Raw genomic sequence first — 24,531 nt, 5'->3', positions numbered from 1 at the left:
GATTGAGCGCCCTGTCCGGACTTGCGTGCCAGACAGGGCCTTGCCCAGGTTAATGCGACATAAGGGTAAGAGGACAAACACAGGGTCCGGACGGCAACAACGAGCCGGAATCTGCTCTTGCCAAGGTTAACGCGACAGACGCGTAAGAGGATAAAGCACAATGTCCAAACAGATTATGGTGCCGGATATCGGTGCCGATGAAGTGGAAGTGACCGAAATCATGGTCGCTGTGGGTGACAAGGTCGAGCTCGACCAGTCTCTGATCGCTGTGGAAGGTGACAAGGCTTCCATGGAAGTCCCGGCTCCGGCCGCGGGTATCGTCAAAGAGATCCTGATCAAGGTGGGCGACAAGGTTGCCACCGGTTCCCAGATCATGATCTTCGAAGCCGAAGGTGCTGCTGCCGCCGCGCCAGCCCCCGCTCAAGCTGCCGCTCCGGTTGCTGCTGCACCGGCCGCTCCTGCTGCCGCCGCACGCAAAGACGTTCACGTCCCTGACATCGGTGACGACGAAGTCGAAGTGACCGAGCTGATGGTTGCCGTGGGTGACATGGTTGAAGCCGACCAGTCCATCATTGCCGTGGAAGGCGACAAAGCTTCCATGGAAGTGCCGGCGCCGTTCGCGGGCCGTGTGGTCGAGATCAAGGTTGCCGCCGGCGCCAAGGTCTCCACCGGTTCCCTGGTGATGGTATTCGAAGTGGCTGGCGCCGCGCCTGCCGCCGTGGCTGCCCCGGTTCAGGCTGCTGCTCCCGTGGCTGCTGCCCCGGTTGCCGCCGCTGCCAAAGAGGTCAATGTTCCTGACATCGGTGGTGACGAAGTGGAAGTCACCGAGATCATGGTTGCCGTCGGTGACAAGGTCGAAGCCGACCAGTCCCTGATCGCCGTGGAAGGTGACAAGGCCTCCATGGAAGTGCCAGCGCCCTTCGCCGGTATCATCAAAGAGATCAAGGTGAAGGCGGGTGACAAGGTCTCCACCGGCTCTCTGATCATGGTGTTCGAAGTGGCTGGCGCTGCCCCTGCTGCCGCCCCGGTTGCCCAGGCTGCTGCCCCCGTTGCCGCACCTGTTGCTGCCGCCGCCCCGGTTGCTCAAGCTGCCGCTCCAGCTGCTGCGTCCTCCGACTTCGTTGCCAACGATGCCTACGTGCACGCCTCTCCGGCCGTGCGCCGCCTGGCCCGTGAGTTCGGCGTCAACCTGGCCAAGGTGAAAGCCTCGGGTCGCAAGGGTCGCATCGTCAAAGAAGACGTGCAGGCTTATGTGAAGGATGCGGTCAAGCGCGCCGAGTCCGCCCCGGCCGCTGGTCAAGGTACTGGCAACGGCATGAGCGTCGTCGCCTGGCCCAAGGTTGATTTCAGCAAGTTCGGCCCGGTCGAAGAGCTGGAACTGACCCGGATCCAGAAGATCTCCGGTCCTGCCCTGCACCGCAACTGGGCCATGATCCCTCATGTCACCCAGTTCGACGAAGCCGATACCACGGATCTGGAAGCGTTCCGCAAAGAGCAGAACATGCTGGCCGAGAAGCAGAAGCTGGATGTGAAGATCACCCCGCTGGTGTTCATCCTGAAAGCCGCCGCCAAGGCCCTGGAAGCGCACCCGCGCTTCTGCAGCGCCCTGTCCGCAGACGGCAGCAAGCTGATCATGAAGAAGTACATCCACATCGGTGTGGCGGTAGACACTCCGGGGGGCCTGGTAGTACCGGTCGTTCGCGACGTCAACAAGAAGGGCATCCATGAGCTGTCCCGCGACTTGGCCGAGATCTCCAAGAAGGCCCGTGCCGGCAAGCTGACCGCTGCCGACATGCAGGGCGGTTGCTTCACCATTTCCAGCTTAGGGGGCATCGGCGGTACCAGCTTTACCCCGATCGTCAACGCGCCGGAAGTGGCCATCCTCGGTGTTTCCAAGTCCGAGATGAAGCCGAAGTGGAACGGCAAAGAGTTCGTGCCGCGTCTGATGCTGCCGCTGGCACTGAGCTATGACCACCGCGTCATCGACGGTGCCGACGGTGCTCGCTTCGTCACCACCCTGAGTGGTGTGCTGTCCGACATTCGTCGACTGGTTCTGTAAATGTAAATGAGAGGGCGAGCACAGAGCTCGCCCTTTTCACTTCTCATTTCATTAACAAAATTATAAACTTGCCCCGTTTTTTTCACGGCTGCAGCCGCCTTCTTTGGCATAAGACTGTGCTGTCCGGGGATATAGAACGACAAAGAGGTCATGATGAGTAAAGAAATCAAAACTCAGGTCGTAGTACTGGGTGCTGGCCCTGCCGGTTATTCCGCTGCTTTTCGTGCCGCCGATCTGGGTCTGGAAACCGTTATCGTCGAGCGCTACTCCACCCTGGGTGGCGTCTGCCTGAACGTGGGTTGTATCCCGTCCAAGGCGCTGCTGCACGTCGCTAAAGTGATCGAAGAAGCCAAGGCGCTGTCCGATCACGGCATCGTGTTCGGTGCCCCCCAGACTGACATCGGCAAGGTGCGTCTGTGGAAAGAGAAGGTCATCAATCAGCTGACCGGCGGTCTGGCCGGCATGGCCAAGATGCGTAAAGTTCAGGTTGTGAACGGCTTCGGTAAATTCACCGGCCCCAACACCCTGGAAGTGACCGGTGATGACGGCAAGACAGTCGTTACCTTCGACAACGCCATCATCGCCGCGGGTTCCCGTCCGGTGAAACTGCCGTTCATCCCCCATGATGACCCCCGCGTATGGGATTCAACCGATGCGCTGGAACTGACCACAGTACCGGGCAAGCTGCTGGTTATCGGTGGCGGCATCATCGGTCTGGAGATGGGTACCGTTTATTCCTCCCTGGGTTCCGAGATCGACGTGGTGGAATTTGCCGACCAGCTGGTACCGGCTGCCGATAAAGACATCGTCAAGATCTACACCAAGCGCGTTGCCAAGAAATTCAACATCATGCTGGAGACCAAGGTCACCGCAGTTGAAGCCCGTGAAGATGGCCTGTACGTCTCTTACGAAGGCAAGCACGCCCCGGCCGAGCCGGTTCGTTACGACAACGTGCTGGTCGCGGTCGGTCGTGTACCGAACGGCAAGCTGATGGACGCCGAGAAAGCCGGTGTTGCCGTCAACGAGCGCGGTTTCATCGAAGTGGACAAGCAGCTGCGTACCAACGTCGCTCACATCCACGCCATCGGTGACATCGTCGGTCAGCCGATGCTGGCTCACAAGGGTGTGCATGAAGGCCACGTGGCGGCCGAAGTCATCGCCGGCAAGAAGCACTACTTCGACCCGAAAGTGATCCCGTCCATCGCCTACACCGAGCCAGAGATGGCATGGGTCGGTCTGACCGAGAAGGAAGCCAAGCAACAGGGCCTGAACTTCGAAGTCGCCACCTTCCCCTGGGCTGCTTCCGGCCGCGCCATTGCGTCCGATTGCTCTGACGGCATGACCAAGCTCATCTTCGACAAAGATAGCAACCGCGTCATCGGGGGTGCCATCGTCGGTACCAACGGCGGTGAGCTGCTGGGCGAGATCGGTCTGGCCATCGAGATGGGTGCCGACGCCGAAGATCTGGCGCTGACCATCCACGCTCACCCGACTCTGCACGAGTCCGTGGGTCTGGCCGCCGAAGTGTACGAAGGATCCATCACCGATCTGCCGAACGCCAAGGCCAAGAAGAAGAAGTAATTTTCTTCCTGCCGTGATGAAAAAGCCGCTCTTTTGAGCGGCTTTTTGTTTTTCCAGGATCAGGTGGCCGTTCAGCAGCGCCCTTGCTTGGCCTGGCCCGGCGGGCAGAAGGTACCATAGCCCCCGATCGCCATCCCTGACCCGGATATCGTCCAGGCTCACATCGACATCGTGCACCCGGAGAGAGCCACTGCTGCCGCCCGAGCCAGGATAATGCTCATCACCCGCTCGTTCATGACACTGCCACGATTTTCCTGATTATGCCGCAACGGGATAGCAATAAGGATGGGCAGGCACAGGGCTGCGGCATGACGTCAAGACAAGAGGGAGCACCATGGTGCTCCCTCTTGTGTCAAACATGCTCCATGTGGCTCAGAGCCGGAAGTTGCCTACCAGCTTGTCGAGCTGGCCGGAGAGCTGCTGCAGTCCGCGGCTGGAGTCGGTGAGCCTGTGGGCAATGTCCGTGGTCTCCATGGTGAGCTGGTTGATGTCCTCCACGTTGCGGTTGATCTCGCCGACCACGCTGGACTGCTCCTCGGTGGCGGTGGCGACCTGGATATTCATGTCGCTTATCTGGGTGATGTGCGAGGTGATATGACCCAGGGCCTCGTTGGCCTTGTCGGCTTGCGCCACCACGGCCAGGCTCTGGCTGCGCCCCTCGGCCATGGCGCTCACGGCGCGAGCGGATTGCGCCTGCAGGCTGTTGATCATTTTCTGGATCTCCTCGGTGGAGGCGGCGGAGCGGCTGGCGAGGTTGCGCACCTCATCGGCCACCACGGCGAAGCCACGACCCTGCTCACCGGCCCGGGCCGCCTCGATGGCGGCGTTGAGGGCCAGCAGGTTGGTCTGCTCCGAGATGCTGCGGATGGTATCGAGTATGCTGCCGATGGCATCGGTCTGACCGGCCAGGGAGCCGATCACCCCGGAGACCTCCTCCAGCTCATTGGATAATCCCACTATGCCATGGCGGGCCTGCGCGACCACGTCCGCCCCGGATTCGGCCTGATCGTTGGCCTGCTTGGCCACCTCGGCGGCCAGGGAGGCGTTGCCGGCTATCTCGCCGACGGTGGCGCCCATCTCGTGAATGGCGGTGGCGACCTGCACGGTGCGATCCCGCTGGGCGGTGCAGTTGTGCTGGGTGAGCTGAGCCTGGTTGGCGACGTCGGCAGCCGTGCTCGCCAGCTGGCGCGAGTTGTTCGCCACCTCTTCGATGGCGCCATGGATGCGGGACACGAAATGGTTGAAGCTGCGCGCCACCTCGGCCAGTTCATCCTTGCCCTCGATCTGGGCCCGGCTGTCGAGGGCCAGGTGTTCGGCCGCCTCGCCGATGTGCCGTTGCAAGAAGCTGACCCGACGGCGCAGGCTGGTCAGGATCTGGCTCGAAACCAGCAAGGAGATGAGGATGGCGACCACTATGATGATCATCATCTGGTTGCGGCCGCTGCCATAGCTCTCTTCACTGAGCTGGTTGCGCTGCTGGGCCTGGCCGATGAGGCCATCGAGCAAGGCGTTGGCCCCCTTGCGCATCTCTCCATAGGTCTGGCTATAGCGATCGCGATAGATGCCGCGCGCCACCTCCATCTGATCACTCTCCAGCGCCTGCAACATGGGGGTCAGCTCGTCGCGCTCCATCTGCTCGAACTGGCTGAGCAGTTTCTGGGCCTCGGCCCGCGCGCTGGGATCAACCTGGGCGTCCACCGCCTGTTGCATGGCCTGACGCATCTCGGGAATGTCTTCGGTGCGCGTCTCCTTGACCCGGGTCAGCACCCCCTTCTCGTCGCGCAGGGAGCTGTCTTGCAGCAGCATCATGTCGATGCCGACCCGCATGCGCGGGATGCGCGAGGCCACTTCGGCCATGGCCCGCATCGGCGTGGCCGTATTCTGATAGAGCTCATCGGCCTGATGCTTGATGTCGCCCATGCTGCGCAGGCTGGCGCCGCCGACCAGCAAGAGGGCAATACAGGGCACGGTGACGGCCAGGATGAGTTGAGACTTGAGGGTGATCTTTCCTGCGAGCATGGTGACTCCTTTAAGCTGCTGGGTTGGCCGCTAATCTAGCCGCTGTCGATGACAATTAGCGGTCTGGCACTGGGTGGGCCGCCGGATATCCCTACCCGGTCGATGTGCCCGCGCGGGGCCAGGGTCATCTCAATCGTTGCAAAGAGCGCCCCTGGCGCTCTTTGGTCAATGTCATAGCCGGAAGTTGCCGACCAGTTGATCCAGCTCGCTGGAGAGCTGCTGCAGACTACGACTCGATGCCGTCAACTGGTGGGCGATGTCCGCCGTCTCCATGGTGAGCTGGTTGATGTCCTCTACGTTGCGGTTGATCTCGCCGACCACGCTGGACTGCTCCTCGGTGGCGGTGGCGACCTGGATGTTCATGTCGCTTATCTGGGTGATGTGGGCGGTGATCTGGCCCAGGGCCTCGTTGGCTGCATCCGCCTGGTTCACCACGGCCAGGCTCTGGTTGTGACCCTCGGCCATGGCACTCACGGCGCGAGCGGATTGCGCCTGCAGGCTGTTGATCATCTTCTGGATCTCCTCGGTGGAGGCGGCGGAGCGGCTGGCGAGGTTGCGCACCTCGTCGGCCACCACGGCGAAGCCCCGACCCTGTTCACCGGCCCGGGCCGCCTCGATGGCGGCGTTCAGCGCCAGCAGGTTGGTCTGCTCCGAGATGCTGCGGATGGTGTCGAGTATGCTGCCGATGGCATCGGTCTGGCCGGCCAGGGAGCCGATGACCCCGGAGACCTCTTTCAGTTCACCGGAGAGCCCGACGATACCGTGACGAGCCTGGGAGACCACACCGGCCCCGGCCTCGGCTTGTTCGTTGGCCTGCTTGGCCACATCGGCGGCCAGGGAGGCATTGCCGGCTATCTCGCCGACGGTGGCGCCCATCTCGTGGATGGCGGTGGCGACCTGCACGGTGCGATCCCGCTGGGCGGTGCAGTTGTGCTGGGTGAGCTGGGCCTGGCTGGCAACCTGGGCGGCGGTGGCCGCCAGCTGACGGGAGTTGCTGGCCACCTGTTCGATGGAGCCATGGATCTTGGCGACGAAGTTGTTGAAGCCCTTGGCGACCTCGCTCAGTTCATCCTTGCCCTCGACCTTGAGGCGCTGGGTCAGGTCGCCATCACCGCTGCCGAGTGCCCGGAACAGGCGGGCCAGTTCGTTGAGGGGGCGGCTGACCGACCCCGCCAGCACCATGCCAAGCAGGCCCATGCCCAGGGCGATGACCAAACTGACCAGCACTATGTTCAGGCGGGCCTTGTCGAGTTCCCCATAGATCTCGGCCTCGGGCACTTGTACCACCAGGTACCAGTCGAGCAGGGGGATATAGGTGGTGGCGAGCACCACGCCCTGGCCATCGACCTCGGCGTGGCTGGCGGAAAATGCCTGCTTGGTAAGCAGGGCGGCGGCATCCGGGCCGGCCAGCTGACTCAGCGTATCCCGGTCGATGCGGGCGGCATCCGGGTGCAGCTTCACCTTGCCACCGCCATCGGTCATGAACACGAAACCGCTGTCGCCGACCCGGAAGTTGGAGAGGGTGGCGACCATGGTATCCAGAGACTTGGCGAGCCCGGCCAGGCCGCGACCATTGAGCTGCTGGAAGTTGACGAACAACTTCATCTCGCCATTGGCTTCGCGAAAGATGCTGAGCATCAGATCCTGGGGACTCTTGGTATAGCCATAGAACCAGGCGTCCTGCTCCGGGGTCAGGTTGCGCAGGAAACCATCCTGGTTGTAGTAGGCGGCGCTCTGCCGATCGGCGAAGGAGGCGGTCACCAGGTCATATTGCGCCGTGAGATCCTTGAGCTGACCAATAAGGATGCTCTCTTGCTCCTTGGGCATGCCGCGGGCGACCCAGTCCAGCACGAAGCGGTCATTGGCCAGCTGTTTGGCGGCGTTGGCCACCGAGTTGAGATCCTTTTCGATGTCCTTGCTGATCCGTTGGGTCAGGTTCGGCAGCTCCTGTTCGAACATGCGGCTCTCGATCAGCTGCTGGGCCGAGCGCTGACTGAAATAACCCACCAGCAGGCAGGAGAGCACCACGGCCAGGGTGACGGTAGCAATAATTTTCTGTTTGAGGGTCAGGCTTGCAAGCATGGCGTTGACTCGGGATCCGGTTGAAAAGGAGGTCATGATAGTAGCGGCCGGGGGAGGGCATTCTTGAGGCTGGACGGGTTTTTATTCAGGGTTTGCGTTTGCGCGCACAGCAGACGAGGGGGGCTCGGTGTCATCTGGCATCAGCGTTCGTGTGCCTGGGCCCTGGCTCGGGTGGATAGGGGCTCCGGGATCGGTGCCGGGCGCCATGGCACCTGGTCGGGATAGAGGCTTGCTGTTCCTTGATTGGCTCTTATAGTAGGCTGCAATCATTGCAATGCCGCATCGACCCCATGGACACTCATATGTACGCTGCTCGCCGGGAATGGACCCGCACTCTGCTTCTGCTGCTCGGCTGTCTGCCGTTGCTTGCCCTGTTTGGTGGCCAGGCCATGGCGAGTGAACGCCCCAAAATCGCACTGGTACTCAGTGGTGGCGGCGCCAAGGGCTCGGCTCACATAGGGGTGCTCAAGGTGCTGGAGGAGAAGCGGATCCCGGTCGACATCATCGTCGGCACCAGCATGGGCTCCTATGTGGCGGGCATGTATGCCATGGGCTATAGCGCCGAGGAGGTGGAGCGCACTACGCTGGCCATCGACTGGAACAAGGGTTATCAGGACAAGGTGGGGCGCAACGAACTCTCCTTGCGCAAGAAGCAGCAAAATGAGCAATACCAGCTGCGCGCCGACATCGGCGTCAACGGCAATACCACCCAGTTGCCGGATGGTTTCTTCCAGGGCCAGTCCATGGCCAGCCTGCTGCGTTTCGCCACCTCCAACCTGCCGGTACAAAAGAGCTTCGACGATCTGCCGATCCCTTACCGTGCGGTCGCGACCGACATGGAGACAGTCACCCCTTATGTGCTGGACCACGGTAGCCTGGCCAAAGCGATGCAGGCTTCGATGTCGATCCCCGGTGCACTCAAGCCGGTGGAGTGGGAGGGGCATATCCTCGCCGATGGCGGCTCGGTCAACAACATGCCGGTCGATGTGGCCAAGGCCATGGGCGCCGACATTGTCATCGCCATCGACATCGGTGCCAAGCTGCGCACCCGGGAGGAGCTCAAGTCCGGGCTGGCCATGATAGATCAGCTCACCACCTACATGACGCAAGTGGGCACCGACAAGCAGAAGGCGCTGCTGGGCCCCAAAGATATACTGCTGGTGCCGGAGTTCGGCGGCATGGGCATCGCCGATTTTGCCCTGATGCCGGAGGGCATTGAAAATGGTGAAGCTGTGGCCAGACGGGCCGCCAGCCAGCTCGACGGGCTCTCGCTCTCCAAGGCGGACTATGCCGATTATCGCAATCAGAAGCTGAGTCGCCGCGCCGAGCGCAGCGGCCAGCCAGCCTACTTCATCGACAAGGTAGAGCTGGTCAACAAGTCCCGTCTCTCTGACGAGACCATGATAGCCACCCTCAAGGTGCGGCCCGACAAGGTGCAGACCAACGAGAGCCTGGAAGCAGGCATTCGCCGCCTCTATGCCCTGGAGTCCTTCGATCGCATCACCTATCAGGTCGAGGAGCGCAACGGTGAGAACGTGTTGGTGGTCGATGCCAGCGAGAAGAACTGGGGGCCGGGCTATCTCAACTTCCAGCTCGGCTTCTCCGATGATTTCCAGAGCGACTCCAACTACAACGTCGGCATGTCCTACACCCTGACCAATGTGAACGATCTGGGGGCCGAGTGGCTGACCGAGGCGTCGCTCGGCACGGCCAAGCATATCAAAACCGACTTCTATACCCCGCTGGAGTCGTCGCAGACCTTCTATGGCGAGGCGAGCCTGGGCTATGACAAGACCCAGCGTCGGCTCTTTGTCTCACCGGACGAGGCGGGGTTCTTGCCGGTCGACTTTGTGGAGTCGGAATATAACTTCTTCAGTGCGGATGCCTCCCTTGGCTGGAACCGCCAACCCTGGAGCCGCGTCTCCATCGGCTTGAACGGCAAGATAGGCAAGATAGATCTGCAAAACTTCAAGGATGCCACTGTCGATGCCACCGCCTGGGGTCCCTACGTGCGCTTCGAACACGACACCCTCGACAGCCGCTACTTCCCCTATGAAGGGGTGCAGTGGGATGTCAGAGCGGGTTATACCCGGGTCTCCACGGACGATAACACCGGTCTGGATGGCGACAACCATTCGTCGGGTGTCAGCTATCACCTCTCCCTCATCAAGCCCTGGTCCTGGGACAGGCACAGTATCAACCTGTTGCTCGAGGGCGGAGGCCTGGACACCGATGAGGTTATCCCCCTCGACATTCAGGATCTCGGCGGCCTGTTCCGTCTATCCGGTTACCAGCGCTATGAGCTCTCCGGGCGCTACAGCCTGTTTGGTGGCCTGCGCTATATCTACCGGGTGGCGGATAACGACTTCGGCGCGCTGCGGGCGCCCCTCTATCTGGGCGGCTCCATCGAACGGGGTGGGGTCTGGAACAAGGGCGAGGATATCAGCCTGGAGAGCTCCATCCTCGCAGGTTCCGTCTATGTGGGGATAGAGAGCTTCCTCGGCCCCATCTTCCTGGGCTACGGCATGGCGGAGGGCGGGAATGATGTCATCTATCTGCAGCTGGGCAGTACCTTCGAATAGGGTGTGAATGCTGACAACTTGTTAAGTTGAATTTTCTGTGTTTTCTGTTAACAGCCAAAACATCAGCAACTTTAAATGGTTAGCTGGTTGAGGTGAATAAGTGTGCAGGGATTGGATTTTAATTACTCGTTAAAACTTATATAGTGGGGGGCACCCTAAGGGTGTCCCGCAAGGACGATCGCCGCCAGCCTGGGCGAGCCCCAAAAAAGACCAAAGAGGAATTAGTCGTGCTTGAAACCTACCGTAAACACGTCGAAGAACGTGCCGCCGAGGGCGTGGTTGCCAAACCTCTGAACGCAGAGCAAGTTGCCGCATTGGTTGAACTGTTCAAGGCCCCCCCCGCCGGCGAAGAAGATTTTCTGAAAGAGCTGTTGTCCTCCCGCGTCCCGCCCGGCGTCGATGAGGCCGCCTACGTCAAGGCAGGCTTCCTGACCGCGGTCGCCAAGGGGGAAACCCTGTCGCCTATCCTGAGCGCCGCCCAAGCGGTCGAGCTGCTCGGTACCATGCAGGGTGGCTACAACATCCAGCCGCTGATCGACCTGCTCGACCACGCCGAACTGGCCCCTCTTGCTGCCAAGGGCCTCTCCCATACCCTGCTGATGTTTGACTCCTTCCATGATGTGCAGGAGAAAGCCGAGGCCGGTAACGCCTTCGCCAAACAGGTATTGCAATCCTGGGCCGATGCCGACTGGTTCCTGAACCGTCCGGAACTGGCCGAGAAGATCACCGTTACCGTGTTCAAGGTGACCGGTGAGACCAACACCGATGACCTGTCCCCCGCACCGGATGCCTGGTCCCGTCCCGATATCCCGCTCCATGCCCTGGCCATGCTGAAGAATGCCCGCCCAGGCATCACCCCGGACAATGACGGCACCATAGGTCCCATCAAGACCATCGATGCGTTGAAAGAGCAGGGCTTCCCGCTGGCTTATGTCGGCGATGTGGTCGGTACCGGCTCTTCCCGTAAATCCGCGACCAACTCCGTGCTCTGGTTCATGGGCGACGACATTCCGTTCGTGCCGAACAAGCGTGCCGGTGGTGTCTGCCTCGGTGGCAAAATCGCCCCCATCTTCTTCAACACCATGGAAGATGCCGGCGCCCTGCCCATCGAAGTGGATGTGGCCAAGCTGAACATGGGCGATGTGATCGACATCTTCCCCTATGAGGGCAAGATCAAGCTCCATGGCACCGAGCAGGTGTTGGCCGAGTTTGAGCTCAAGACCGATGTGCTGATCGATGAAGTGCGTGCCGGTGGCCGTATTCCGCTGATCATCGGCCGCGGCCTGACCGACAAGGCCCGCGACGTGCTGGGTCTGCCGTTCTCCACCGTGTTCCGTCGCCCGCAAGCGGTCGCCGATACCGGCAAGGGCTACACCCTGGCCCAGAAGATGGTCGGCAAGGCGTGCGGCGTGCAGGGCATTCGTCCCGGCACTTACTGCGAGCCCAAGATGACCACGGTCGGCTCCCAGGACACCACTGGCCCCATGACCCGCGATGAGCTCAAGGACTTGGCCTGTCTGGGCTTCTCCGCCGATCTGACCATGCAGTCCTTCTGCCACACCGCGGCTTACCCCAAGCCTATCGACGTGCAGACTCACCACACCCTGCCGGACTTCATCATGAACCGCGGCGGCGTCTCCCTGCGTCCGGGTGATGGGGTCATCCACTCCTGGTTGAACCGCATGTTGCTGCCCGATACCGTGGGTACCGGTGGTGACTCCCACACCCGTTTCCCCATCGGCATCTCCTTCCCGGCGGGTTCTGGCCTGGTGGCCTTCGCCGCCGCCACCGGCGTCATGCCGCTGGACATGCCGGAATCCATTCTGGTGCGCTTCAAGGGCGAGCTGCAACCGGGCATCACCCTGCGTGATCTGGTCCATGCCATCCCCTACGCCGCCATCCAGAAAGGGCTGCTGACCGTCGAGAAAGCGGGCAAGAAGAACGCCTTCTCCGGCCGCATCCTCGAGATTGAAGGTCTGCCGACCCTGAAAGTCGAACAAGCCTTCGAGCTGGCCGATGCCAGTGCCGAGCGCAGTGCCGCCGGTTGCACCATCAAGCTGGATCAGGCTCCCATCGCCGAGTACCTCAAGTCCAACATTGTCATGCTGAAATGGATGCTCTCCGAAGGCTATGGCGACGTGCGCACCATCACCCGTCGTATCAAAGGGATGGAGGAGTGGCTGGCCAACCCCGTGCTGATGGAAGCGGACAAGGATGCCGAATACGCCGAAATCATCGAGATCGATCTGGCCACCATCAAGGAACCTATCCTCTGCGCACCGAACGATCCGGACGATGCCCGCCTGCTGAGCGACGTGGCGGGTGACAAGATCGACGAGGTGTTCATCGGCTCTTGCATGACCAACATCGGCCACTTCCGCGCCGCCGGCAAGCTGCTGGACAAGTATCAGGGCTCCTTGCCGACCCGGATGTGGATAGCGCCGCCCACTAAGATGGACCGCGATCAGCTGACCGAAGAGGGCTACTACGGCATCTTCGGCCGGGTCGGTGCCCGCATCGAGATACCCGGCTGCTCCCTGTGCATGGGTAACCAGGCGCGGGTCGCGGAAGGGGCCTCGGTGGTTTCCACCTCAACCCGCAACTTCCCGAACCGTCTGGGCAAGGGGGCCAATGTCTACCTGGCCTCTGCCGAGCTGGCCGCCGTTGCAGCCATCCTGGGCAAGATCCCGTCCGTGGCCGAGTACCTTGAGTACGCCAAGACCCTGGATGCCACTGCGGCTGATACCTACCGTTACCTCAACTTCAACGAAATCGCCTCCTATACCCAGAAGGCCGATGCGGTGATTTTGCAGCAAGCGGTATAAGGATTGGCGCCGACTGGCGCACGCAGTCTGAAGAACAGCCCCGGTCCATGCCGGGGCTTTTTCATGGTGCTGGCTGAGGGGATTGCGGATCCTGCGCTCTGCCGTTGGTGATCCAAACGGGGAGCATCATGGCTGTCACTCCTTGTCGGCTCATCCCCATGACCTCTCGCCGCATTTCTCGTTTTATTGAGCAAAAACTGATCTGGTTCGTGAGCGCAATGGATCGGCCGCTGTATCATGCCTCGCTTTTTGGCTACGACTCTGTGCTTCATGCCGGCAAGGTGCCGACGTCATGGGGTTGGTCGTTCTATCCGCCTCATTTCTGGATGATCAGACGATGTCTCTATTGGGATTAGATGCCACGCGCCCCTGTTGGCGACTGCTATGTGCCTTGCTGGTGTTCGCATGCCCGGCCTCGGTGGGATTGTGGGAACTGCACAACAACTACCTGCACACCCTGGACAAGCAATCCGAGCTGGCGGCCACCAAGGCTGTGCGCCTGATAGAGGCCATGCTGCATCATGCCGAGGGGGTCAACAGAAACATCTTCCCGCTGATCAGCCACCCCTGCAACACGTCGCTGCTGACCCTGCGCAAGGAGGTGACCTTGACCCCTTTCGTTCGCAGTGCCAGCCTCATCAACCACTATGGGGTCTACTGCAATTCGCTGTTCGGGGATGTGCACTGGGAGGATGACGTCGGTCGCTATAGCGGGGGCTTCCTGCGGCTGCTGTCGGGCAACCCGGTCAGGGCCAATCACCCCATGCTGGTGGTGCGCACCGAGTCGCAGGATGGGGCCGTGCTCAGCACCATCGACAGCGAATACCTGAAGCTGATGCTGGCCCTGAGTGCCCCTGTCTCGGGGAAAGCGCAGCTGCATGTGGGCAATGCCTGGCTGGACGAACAGGGCCATCTGGTGGAGGGCTATCACAGATTGCCGACCCTGGCGGTGCACAAGGCCAAGTCCGAACACTACCCGCTCTCCGTCTATGCCGGTTTCGAACTGCCCTCCACCTGGGAGGCGCTGTGGCGTGTCAGGCATCTGACCATCTTGATGTTGCTGGGCTTCTCCCTGACCATCTCACTGCTGGTGTGGTGGCTGCTGGGACGGCCGGGCACCATGGAAGGGGAGCTGAAGCGGGCGCTGCGGGCCAGGGAGTTTGTGCCCTACCTGCAACCGCTGATAGCCAGCCGAAGCGGCAAGCTGATGGGGGCCGAGGTGCTGATGCGCTGGCAGCACCCCACCTCCGGCCTGATCCGACCAGACTTGTTCATTCCCCAGGCGGAAGCGTGCGGCGTCATAGTGCCCATGACTCAGCTGTTGATGCGGGATGTGGCCCAGCAGCTGGGTCAGCGGCAGGAGAGGCTGCCGGACGGCTTTCATGTTGGCATCAACATCAGTGCCGTCCACTGCCGGGACTTCTCCTTGCTGACGGACTGCCGCGCCTTCCTTGGGCACTTCGTACCGGGTCAGGTGGTGTTGGTACTGGAGCTCACCGAGCGTGAGCTGCTGGTGGCGGACGCGCACACCCTCGCGCTGTTCAAGCAGCTGGATGAGATGGGGGTCAAGCTGGCCATCGATGATTTCGGTACCGGCCACTCCAGCCTGGCTTACCTGCAGCAGTTTCATGTGGACTATCTCAAGATCGACAGATCCTTTATCGGCCGGATCGGCACCGAGTCGCTGTCCGAACACATCGTTGACAACGTCATCGATCTGGCGACCCGGCTCGGCCTGGCGTTGGTGGCGGAAGGGGTCGAGACCGAGATGCAGGCCGACTATCTGCGCGGCAAGGGGGTGGATTACCTGCAGGGCTATCTGTTCGGTCATCCTGCGTCGCTGCGGTCTTTCTGTGATGCGTTATCAAAAGCAGAGGTGGGGGATAAGCAGACGCTTGTCAGGGTGGCCTGAGTCCCGGCCCTGCTGCGGATTTTGCGCAGTCATCGCCCCGAGTGTCAGGCTCTCGCCCGCCGGATCTCAGCACCCTCTAGGGGAGAATGTTTTTTGTACGGTTAGGTCAAGGTTCAGTTACAGCTGTTAGAATATTGGCCTCTTTAGTGGCTGGATCCGTTATGCCTTATAGTCCCACGTTCGATACGACTCGCCCCCGCTTGCGCCTGCTGATCACCTTGCTGATGTTCTCACTGCCCATGCTGCTTGGCAGTTTGGCGCTGCATAGCCGTTATCAGACCGAACTGCTGCAGCAGTCCAATGCCGCGGCAGCCCGGACCATGATGCTGATGGAGACCATGTTGGACCATGCAAAGGAGGCCAATCGCAAGGTCTTGCCACTACTGGGCAAGCCCTGTGAGGCGGTCCTGGATACCTTGCGGGAGCAGGTTGCCCTGGTGCCCTTCGTCCGCTCGGTCAATCTGGCGCGCCAGGGCAAGATCTACTGCACCTCTTTCTTCGGTGCGTTCAAGATGCCTTATGGGGTCGAACAGTATAGCCAAGGCAGTCTGTTGCTCGGCAATACCAGCCCGGCACGCAGGGATCACCCTTTCCTGGCGATGCGGGCCAAGCAGGGCGATGCTGCCGTCGTCACCCTGGTCGATGGCGATTACTTGAGCTTCATCCTGCATCTCAGTGATCCTTCCCTCGAGATCATGTTGAATGTGGGCGGGCGCTGGCTCGACGAGCAGGGTCATTTCTTTGACAAGACGCCGCTCTGGACAGGCCTGGCCCAGGTTAGCCTGAGCTCCGAGACCTACCCCCTCACTATTCGCGCTGGGCACAATCTCTCCTCCAGCTGGCTGAGTCTGCTGCAGTACCGCAGTTTCGGGTTGATATTGCTGTTCAGCTTCTGCGTCGCTTTTGCCTTCATCATGTGGTGGTTGCTGGGCCGGCCGCGCTCGCCGACCAACGAGCTTGCCCGCGCCTTGCAGGCCAGAGAGTTTGTCCCCTTCCTGCAGCCTTTGGTGGCCAGTGATAGCGAGCGGGTCATGGGTGCCGAAGTCTTGATGCGCTGGCAACACCCCACCGCTGGGCTGATCCGCCCGGATCTCTTTATTCCTCAAGCAGAGGCCAGTGGCCTGATCGTGCCCATGACCCATCTCATCATGACGGAGGTGGGAGCGGTGATGGCGGCCAGGCAGGCCTGTTTGCCGGATGACTTCCATATAGGGTTCAACATCAGTGCCGCCCATTGCCGGGACGACAGTCTGCTGGAGGAGTGCAGTGACTTCCTCGCCCGCTTCGCGCCGGGCAAGGTCGTCTTGGTACTCGAGCTGACCGAACGGGAGCTGCTGGTGGCGGATCCCCACACCCTTGAGCTGTTCAGGCAGCTCGATGCGCTGGGAGTGCAGCTAGCGATGGATGATTTTGGCACCGGCCACTCCAGCCTGGTCTACCTGCAGCAATTCCATATAGATTTCCTCAAGATCGATCAATCCTTCATCGGCCGGATCGGCACCGAGTCGCTCTCCGAACACATAGTCGACAATGTGATCGACTTGGGCAGCCGACTCGGTCTGGCCCTGGTGGCAGAAGGGGTCGAGACTCGGCAGCAGGCCGACTACCTCAAGGGCAAGGTAGCCTGCTTGCAGGGTTATCTGTTTGGCCGCCCCGTGCCTGTCCGGCAGTTTTGCGATGAGCTGTTGGCGGATATGCCCGAGGGGGAGAGTGATGCCCGGCTGAGGCTCCTTGAATCGACCTGACGCGGGTCTGCCATCTGAACCGAGCTGCCTCTTGCACATTGTTACTGGATTCAAGAGAGCATGATGTGACGCTGTATCCGGCGGTTTGCTGGTCGATGTGGCCCTGTAGCTGGCCCTGGCTGCGTCATGGCGATCACTGCTCTGGGTGGCGCCATTGTTATCCACCCTCGACTGTAGGGGCTTGTTTTTCATGCCTTGGCGCTCGCTTTTCGGTAGAATCCAGGCTCATTTTGAAGTCAGATGAGGCGCGGTATGACGGTCAGGTTCCAGGCATTTCATAGCATCAAGGCGATCGCGGATCGGGAGGTGCTGTTCAACTGGTCCAGAACCAACCCCCTCGGCGCCCTGGATCAGGTCTGGCGTCCCGGCAGTCATGAGGAGCTGCAGCGTCTGCTGCGCGAACAGCCTGGCCGCAAGATCCGGTTGCTTGGCTCCGGCCTCTCCTTCGAACCCATTCACAGCGTCTATGCCGAAGGCAGCCAGGCGCTGCTGGTGGATCTCTGCAAGCTGACCGGCCAGCTCGGGGTGACGGCAGACAGCGTGACTTACCACGCGGCGACGCCGCTCGATACCATCTATGGCGAGCTCATCGCCATGGATCGCATGTTGCCAGCCTCCCCCGGGGTGATCGGCATTCAGACTCTGGGCGGTGCACTCAGCACAGGCACCCATGGTCAGGGGCTGCACCAATCAACCCTGGGGGATGCCGTACTGGCGCTGCGCATCATGCTGGCCGATGGGGAGATCCGCGACATTGACCGCGCGCATCCCCAGTTCGGTGCCTTCGTGATGGGACTGGGACTGCTCGGTATCTTGCTGGCAGTCACCCTCAGGACGGTGCCGAACCGCATCATGCGCTGCACCAAGTTCACCACCGATTATCCTTTCCTGCTGGCCCATAACGAGCGGCTCAATCGCGAACATGGCTTCGTGAAGAGCTGGTGGTTCGCCTGGACGGGGGAGAGCCACATCTGGCTGGTGGACCCCGCCAGCGATGAGGAAGTAGCCCGCTACCGGGCAGGGGGCAGCGAGCCGCTGCTGCTGGAGGGTGACATAGACGCCCGCATGAACGCCACCATAGACGCCACCTTGCAGAAGATGGCCAAGGACACCAAGGATGAGGCCCTGGCGGGGGAACATTTCGAGACGGTGCGCCGCTTCAAGGATGCCTCTGACTTAGTGGGCAACGTCTATCAGATCCTCTGCAAGGGGATACCGGCGCCGCAGATCAACTGTGAGGTAGCGGTGCCCTTGCACCGCATGAACGAGGCGCTAGAGATCTTGCAGGCGTGGCAGGAGGCGAACCCCGGCGTGCTGCACTACCCCTTCATCCTGCGCTGCACCGGACCTTCCGAGGCCTGGCTCAGCGGCGCCTATCAGCAGGACGTCTGCTGGATAGGCTTCCTGGTCTACCTGGCGGCGGATGGTACCTTCGTCAATGGCTCCATGGAGCAGATGCGCGAGCTGCAACAGCTGCTGGTGCCGCTCGGTGGCATTCCGCATTTTGGCAAGCACCTGGCGATGGATCTCTACGACTTCCCGACCCTGTTGCCACGCTGGCACGACTTCATGGCGCTCAAGGCCGAGCTGGATCCCCAGAGCCGCTTCGAAAACCGTTGGCTGGGCCAGCTGTTTGCCCCGGCCGCCCCGATGGCAGGAGAGAGCCATGACTGACAACCAGGATACCCGCATTCCCGTGACCCTGCTGACCGGCTTTCTCGGCAGCGGCAAGACCACCTTGCTCAACCACTGGGTCAAGCAGCCTGAACTTGGCGAGTGCGCCGTGCTCATCAACGAGTTCGGTTCCATCGGGCTGGATCATCATCTGGTGCAGCAGATAGACGAGCAGGTGGTACTGCTCGATTCGGGCTGCATCTGCTGCTCGGTGCAGGGCTCGTTGGTGGAGGCGCTGCAGGGGCTGTTTATGAAGGCCATCCAGAAGAAGATCAAACCCTTCAAGCGACTCATCATCGAGACCACGGGTCTGGCGGATCCCGCTCCCGTGCTGTTCACCCTGCGGGAAGAGGGCTTCATCGCCCAGCGCTACCGCTTCGATGGCACTGTGACTGTGGTGGATGCCGGCCACATCGAGCAGCAGCTGGCGAGCCAGTACGAGGCGGTCAAGCAGGTGGCGCTGGCGGACTTGTTGGTGATCAGCAAGGGCGATCTGGTGGATGTGGAGACGCTGGTGCGGGTGGAAACCCAGCTGGTGGCGCTCAACCCGGCGGCCCCCATCGAACATGTCACTCAGGGGGCGCTCTCCCCGACCGTGCTGGAGACCCTGGGCGCTTACAACGAAGGGGCGGGGCGGGATGTGCGCCGTCTGCTCGCCTGGCTGCGCACCGAGGCGCCCAGGCAGGGGCTGGCTTCCCCAATGCAGCAGATAATGCAACCCAAGATGCAGCCGCTCGCCGCCAAGGTGGGCACGGCCGCGCCGACCCATTTCGAACATGGCAACATAGAGAGCTTCTCCCTGCGGATCGGTGAGCCCCTCAAACCGGCCCGGTTATTGGCCGCCATCGAAGCGGTGCAGCTCACCCACGGGGATGCCCTGCTGCGGCTCAAGGGCATACTGCAACTGGAAGGGGAGAGTCAGCCCGTGGTGATCCACGGTGTGCACGGCCAGCTCTATCCGCTGCAGACGCTGCTCGACTGGCCGGAAGGGCGGGCCCAGTCCCGGCTGGTCTTCATCGTCAAGCGCGCAGAGCGCGCCGGGATAGAGGCGCTGTTTCTGGCGACCCTCAAGGCCCAGGAGCCAGATCTGGCGGCCCAGCTCAGGGCCATGCTGGGTGCCCCCGACGCCTGAGTGGTGCTGTGTGGGTCGGCCAATCCGACCCATGTCATGAGCGTCATTTGGATTGATTAGCCCGATGCTGCGCTTGCGGCACCCGGGTCTGTGCCATGATGCACCGGACGCCGGCTCTGCGCCGAGGCGGGGCTTGTGCAAGTGGGTGAGATCCTGCGAGACTGGCTGGGGCTGCCCAAACAGCAAGGGCTGTTCTATCAGCCTGTCAGCACGCCGCCTTGTCGCGGTTGTTGCTCTGACAAGACCGGATCGGATGTGGGACCTGTTCCCTGGCGCTAACCCCTGACGGAGATCTCAATGACGCAGCCACACCCGGAACTCTCGGCGGCCCAGCTCAAGTGGTTGCCCTGGCTGACTGCGGTCGGCTTCTTCATGCAGACCCTGGATGGCACCATCCTCAACACCGCGCTGCCGAGCATGGCCGCGACCTTGGGCGAGAGCCCGTTGCAGATGCAGTCGGTGGTCATCGCCTACATGTTGACGGTGGCGCTCTTGATCCCGGCTTCCGGCTGGCTGGCGGACAGATTTGGCACCCGCCGTGTCTATCTGTGGGCCATCGCCCTGTTCAGTTTAGGGTCGCTGGCCTGCGCCATGTCCAACACTCTCGCCATGCTGGTGGCCGCCCGGGTCTTGCAAGGGGTGGGCGGTGCCCTGTTGATGCCGGTGGGGCGTCTCGCCGTGCTGCGTGCCTTCAGCAAGCGAGAGCTGCTCAAGGTGATGTCGTTCGTGACCATCCCAGGCCTGGTCGGCCCATTGATAGGGCCCGCACTGGGGGGCTGGCTGGTGGAGGTCGCGAGTTGGCACTGGGTCTTCCTCATCAATTTGCCGGTGGGGTTGCTCGGCTTTATCGCCAGCTGGCACTACATGCCGGAGATGCGGCGCGAGACCCCCAGATTCGACTGGCGTGGTTTCGTGATGTTCAGTGCCGGCATGGTGCTGGTCTCGGTGGGTCTGCAGGGGCTGGGGGAGCACAGCCTCTCCACCGGCTGGTCTCTGTTGCTGCTTATCACCGGTCTGGCGGCCATGGCGAGCTACTGGCTCTATGCCGCCAATGCCGAGCGGCCCCTGTTCAGCCTGGCGCTGTTTCAGACCAAGACCTTTGCCATCGGCGTCTGGGGCAACCTCTTTGCCCGGCTCGGCAGTGGCGCCATGCCCTTCCTCACTCCCCTGTTTCTCCAGCTGGGCCTGGGCTTTTCACCGAGCGCGGCCGGTATGACCATGATCCCGACGGTCATCGGCGCCATGTTGACCAAGACCCTGGTCAACAAGTTGATCCCGCGCATCGGTTATCGCCGTATTCTGGTGGGCAATACCCTGCTGCTGGGCGCCCTGATCGCCAGCTTCTCCCTCATCGACAATGACTTGCCCTACTGGGCACTGCTCATCTGGCTGGGGGTATTCGGCGCCGTCAACTCCTTGCAGTTCTCCGCCATGAATACTCTCACGCTGCAAGATCTGAGTGCCGAGCACGCCAGCAGCGGCAACGGCCTGCTCTCCGTGGTGATGCAGCTCTCCATGAGCCTGGGGGTCGCCATCGCCGCCAGCCTGCTGGGTCTGTTTGCGGCGGCGCACAGTGAACAGTGGTTGCATGGTTTTCACCTCACCTACCTCTGCATCGGTTTGATGTCGATGCTGGCGGCGATGATCTTCGCTCAGCTCAGGGATGAGCGGGAGGGAAAACGTTCCGACGCGGCCTGAGCGGGCTGACAGAAAGAGTCGAACGGAGCAGGGTGATACTTGCGAGTGGAGAACGACAAGGGCGGCCCGGGGCCGCCCTTGTTATTTTCAGGGATCAGACCCGGAACTGATCGACCGCATGGTGCAACAGACTGGCTTGCTCGGCCACATTCTGGCTGGCGCGGCTGTTCTGCTCGGCCTGCTCCATGGCCTCGTTGGCGATGTCGCGGATCACCACGGCGTTGCGGTTGATCTCGCTCGCCACCGAGCTCTGCTCCTCGACTGCCGTGGCGATCTGGGTGCTCATGTCCATCATCTGATCCATCTGGCGGGTGATGTTGGCAAGCTGCTGGCTCGCCTCGGCGGCGGCTTCGACGCTGCGCTCTCCCTGGCTGCGGCACTCGCCAATCAGGCTGACCACGCTATGGGTGCGGGCCTGCAGCCCGCTGACGATGGTGGCTATCTCGCTGGTGCTCTGCTGGGTACGCATGGCCAGATTGCGTACCTCGTCGGCGACCACGGCGAAACCGCGGCCCTGCTCCCCGGCCCGAGCGGCCTCGATGGCGGCGTTGAGGGCCAGCAAGTTGGTCTGCTCGGCGATGGCGCGGATCACCGCCAGCACATTGCCCACCTGCTGACTCTCTTCGGCCAGCTCCTGCACCACCTGGCTGGAGGCCTCCAGCTTGGCAGAGAGGGAGTGAATGACCGCCATGGTGGTCTCCACGCTATCCCGGCCCTGCTGAGCGCTCAGGTTAGTGGTGCGGGCGCTGTCGGCGGCACTCTCAGTGTTGTTGGCGATCTCTTGCACCGTGCTCTCCATCTCGGTGGCGGCGGTGGCGACCAGATCGCTCTCCTGCAACTGCTGCTGGGTCCCTTCCCGGGCGGCGTTGGCGTTGCGTTGCAGCTGGGCGGTGAGCTGCTCGAGATCCGTGACCGAGGCGATCACCTGGCCGATGACCTTGTTGAAATGCTCAAGCATGGTGTCGAAGTCGCGCCCCATGGCGCCAAATTCGTCTTTGGAGGTGATGCGGGCGCGCAGGGTGAGATCGCTGCTGGCCGTCACCCGACGCATGGTGTCGGCCAGCCGTTGCAGGCCCGCCATGACATCACGACCAATAAGCAGATTGAGGCCCAGGGCCACGAATATGCCGAGGCTGCAGAGCAAGCCCATGATCCAGAGGATGCGATCATGGGTGGCCTCGGCCTCCCGGGAGAGTGCCTGAGTCAGCCGCATGCCCGCCTGGCGCATCTGCTCGGCGCTGAGGTTGAGTTCGGCGCGCAGCCCCTCCTTGGCACTCAGACCCAGGCGCTGCTCCTGGCTCACCAGGGCGAGGAAGTTCTGGCGGTATTGCTCGAGCAGGGCGGCGAGGGCAGGTTCGCCAGCGAGGGCTGCGCTCAGGGGGGCCAGGTCTTGCTCAAACTTGTCTCTATAGCGCAGCTCACGGCGCAGCATGAAGTCTTTCTCATCCCGGCGCAGTTGCAGCATCAGCAGGCTCTCCTGCTGCTGATCCCGGCGCTTCAGCTCTTGCTCCAGGGCGTGGATGGCACCGCGCAGGGCACCGTAATAGCCGCTTTCCGGGGTGAGCCCTATCTTCTCCTGCTGGGCACGCAGGGCCTCGAACTGGCGGGCATAATCCTGAAGCTGAGTGGCGAACTTGAGGATGTCGGCCTGCTGGGGGCCCTGATGGTCTCTGGCCATGTCGGCGAGCAGGCGGCTGGCTTCATCCCGCAGTGCGCCGAAGGCGGTGGCCGCCACGGGGTCTTTGTGTAGCAGAAACTCCTTCTCCTTCAGATTCAGGGCGAGGAGATCGGCCTCTACCTGCTTGGTCAGCAGCATCTCGGCGCTGCTGCGCGACTCCTGGGCGGAGAAGTAGAACACGACCCCCATGACGATGGCCTGGATCCCGGCCACCAGGATGGCGGATAACAAGAGTTTTTGCTTGACGCTCACGGCGACCTCACGAGCAAATGGTGTGCAAGGGGTATCGGCTCGCGAAGGTATATCTTGAAGGCAGCTTTATCCTTTTATGTCGGGCTGAGCGGTGCAGGGGTCGATGGGTTTTGTCACGCCATTGTCATGGAGATAAATCACCTGATTGGTCAATCGAGCCAGCAGGATGGGCAGCGTCTCGCTATCCAGCTCCAGGGTCACGTCGGGCAGGCCCGGGGTCCAGGTGAATGCAGAATGGGTCAACAGGGCGGGGTCAACCAGCAGGGGGATATCGGGACGGGGCAGGAAGGGGCAGAGGGCACCGGGCAGGCAACCTGTCTCTTGCTGCATCTCGGCCGGGTCGCAGATGGAGGGGCTGGCGCCGAGGTGAGCACGCACGGTCCTGGCATCGAGGCGCCCCTCCCTGTGGGTCAGCAAGAGGGCGAAGCGGCCATCCTTGAAGCGCAGAAACAGTGTCTTGCTGAACACCCCAAGCCAGCCGAGACGCGCCTTGACCCGTTCGTCCGTGGCGTAATCGAGAATGGGTTCATGGTTGTATTGGCGATGGGGCAGCGCGTTCAGCAGTTGCAGGTTGAAGGCGTGGATCTGTTGCAGGCGGTCGAGATCGGCCCTGGCAGTCGCGAGGGTGGTGCTGTGGTCTTGGGGCATGATGGGCTCCTGTGTGGCCCCCATAGTGCCCCCTCTCCCCTCGACTGACCAATCAGCACTGCTTATCAGAGATTAACCCCTCAGCGCATGGGTTAGCTGGCGGACGAGAGGCTGGCCCACCAGCGGGCGCCGAGGATCAGGCCAGGGCGTGAGCGGGCATCCAGGCAAAGGGAATGGGGGTGAGTCGCTGGGAGGCTTTGTCGTAGGCTGCCCAGTGCTCGGCCAGCGGCTGGCCCGTCTCGGGATGGGGCAACGCGGGGGCCAACTCGGCCAGGGGCCAGAGCACGAAGGCGTTCGTCAGGATCTCGCCGCGGGGCAGGGCGACGGGCTCCTGGCAGACGAGATCCCCATAGAGCAGCAGGTCGAGATCCAGGGTGCGGGGGGCAAACTTCTTGGCATCGGGTTCACGACCGTGGGCAAACTCCATGGCCCTCAGCTGGCGGCAGAGCTCGGCCAGTGGCAGCGCCGTCTCGGCACCGACCACCAGGTTGTAGAAGGGGCGACCGGCAAAACCGACCGCCTCGCTCTCAAACACCCGGGAGACCTCAAGGGGGCCACACAGTTCGTGCAGGGCATCGAGTCCGGCACGGATATGGTGATCTCTCTCTATGTTCGACCCCAGACTGATGTAGATGCGTGTCATC

At 61.9% G+C, this 24,531-nt stretch carries 14 protein-coding genes; 9 read left to right on the top strand and 5 right to left on the bottom strand.

Annotated elements, in window-relative coordinates; genetic code table 11:
- Window positions 1-160: 160 nt before the first annotated feature.
- Both aceF and lpdA read left to right on the top strand, forming a co-directional pair.
- Window positions 161-2,059, top strand: coding sequence for a pyruvate dehydrogenase complex dihydrolipoyllysine-residue acetyltransferase (gene aceF / locus M2366_RS12350; protein ID WP_042041787.1), 1,899 nt, complete (start codon window positions 161-163; stop codon window positions 2,057-2,059).
- Window positions 2,060-2,212: 153 nt separating this feature from the next.
- Complete coding sequence (lpdA, locus tag M2366_RS12345; RefSeq protein WP_224431937.1) at window positions 2,213-3,640, top strand: dihydrolipoyl dehydrogenase; 1,428 nt, start codon at window positions 2,213-2,215, stop codon at window positions 3,638-3,640.
- A gap of 372 nt (window positions 3,641-4,012) precedes the next feature.
- On the opposite strand, the gene M2366_RS12340 is transcribed toward lpdA, so the two are convergent.
- Window positions 4,013-5,659, bottom strand: a complete 1,647-nt coding sequence (locus M2366_RS12340; protein ID WP_259269862.1) for a methyl-accepting chemotaxis protein — start codon at window positions 5,657-5,659, stop codon at window positions 4,013-4,015.
- Between the two features lie 171 nt (window positions 5,660-5,830).
- A complete protein-coding gene (locus M2366_RS12335) occupies window positions 5,831-7,741 on the bottom strand; it encodes a methyl-accepting chemotaxis protein (RefSeq protein ID WP_259269861.1) in 1,911 nt (636 codons plus the stop codon).
- Between the two features lie 302 nt (window positions 7,742-8,043).
- Between M2366_RS12335 and M2366_RS12330 the strand changes: the two genes are divergently transcribed.
- From M2366_RS12330 to mdtD, 7 genes are all read left to right on the top strand, one after another.
- Window positions 8,044-10,323, top strand: coding sequence for a patatin-like phospholipase family protein (locus tag M2366_RS12330; protein WP_259269860.1), 2,280 nt, complete (start codon window positions 8,044-8,046; stop codon window positions 10,321-10,323).
- Between the two features lie 227 nt (window positions 10,324-10,550).
- Window positions 10,551-13,148 carry a bifunctional aconitate hydratase 2/2-methylisocitrate dehydratase gene (gene acnB / locus M2366_RS12325; protein WP_259269859.1) on the top strand — a complete coding sequence of 866 codons (2,598 nt, stop codon included), beginning with the start codon at window positions 10,551-10,553 and terminating at the stop codon, window positions 13,146-13,148.
- 337 nt (window positions 13,149-13,485) lie between these two features.
- Window positions 13,486-15,060 (top strand): EAL domain-containing protein, encoded by a 1,575-nt coding sequence (locus M2366_RS12320; RefSeq protein WP_259236856.1) that lies wholly within the window; start codon window positions 13,486-13,488, stop codon window positions 15,058-15,060.
- Window positions 15,061-15,221: 161 nt separating this feature from the next.
- Window positions 15,222-16,805 (top strand): EAL domain-containing protein, encoded by a 1,584-nt coding sequence (locus tag M2366_RS12315; protein WP_259269858.1) that lies wholly within the window; start codon window positions 15,222-15,224, stop codon window positions 16,803-16,805.
- 252 nt (window positions 16,806-17,057) lie between these two features.
- Window positions 17,058-18,479: a D-arabinono-1,4-lactone oxidase gene (locus tag M2366_RS12310; RefSeq protein ID WP_224431944.1), complete on the top strand. Its 1,422-nt coding sequence runs from the start codon at window positions 17,058-17,060 to the stop codon at window positions 18,477-18,479.
- Window positions 18,472-19,611: a GTP-binding protein gene (locus M2366_RS12305; RefSeq protein WP_259269857.1), complete on the top strand. Its 1,140-nt coding sequence runs from the start codon at window positions 18,472-18,474 to the stop codon at window positions 19,609-19,611. The genes M2366_RS12310 and M2366_RS12305 overlap by 8 nt, the downstream gene beginning before the upstream one ends.
- A gap of 297 nt (window positions 19,612-19,908) precedes the next feature.
- Window positions 19,909-21,309 (top strand): multidrug transporter subunit MdtD, encoded by a 1,401-nt coding sequence (mdtD, locus tag M2366_RS12300; RefSeq protein WP_224431946.1) that lies wholly within the window; start codon window positions 19,909-19,911, stop codon window positions 21,307-21,309.
- Window positions 21,310-21,403: 94 nt separating this feature from the next.
- Here the strand turns inward: mdtD and M2366_RS12295 are convergent, their stop codons facing one another.
- The 3 genes from M2366_RS12295 to folK form a co-directional block, all read right to left on the bottom strand.
- A complete protein-coding gene (locus M2366_RS12295; protein WP_259269856.1) occupies window positions 21,404-23,239 on the bottom strand; it encodes a methyl-accepting chemotaxis protein in 1,836 nt (611 codons plus the stop codon).
- 66 nt (window positions 23,240-23,305) lie between these two features.
- Window positions 23,306-23,887, bottom strand: a complete 582-nt coding sequence (locus M2366_RS12290; protein WP_259269855.1) for a YbaK/EbsC family protein — start codon at window positions 23,885-23,887, stop codon at window positions 23,306-23,308.
- 136 nt (window positions 23,888-24,023) lie between these two features.
- The gene (gene folK / locus M2366_RS12285) at window positions 24,024-24,530 is read right to left on the bottom strand and encodes a 2-amino-4-hydroxy-6-hydroxymethyldihydropteridine diphosphokinase (RefSeq protein ID WP_042041769.1); all 507 of its coding nucleotides are present in this window, start codon (window positions 24,528-24,530) and stop codon (window positions 24,024-24,026) included.
- Window position 24,531: the final 1 nt, after the last annotated feature.

This window comes from Aeromonas sp. BIGb0405 (assembly GCF_024807335.1).
GTDB lineage: Bacteria > Pseudomonadota > Gammaproteobacteria > Enterobacterales > Aeromonadaceae > Aeromonas > Aeromonas rivuli.
The sequence above is the reverse complement of the archived record's forward strand: the minus strand, read 5'-3'. Positions and strand labels throughout refer to the sequence as shown.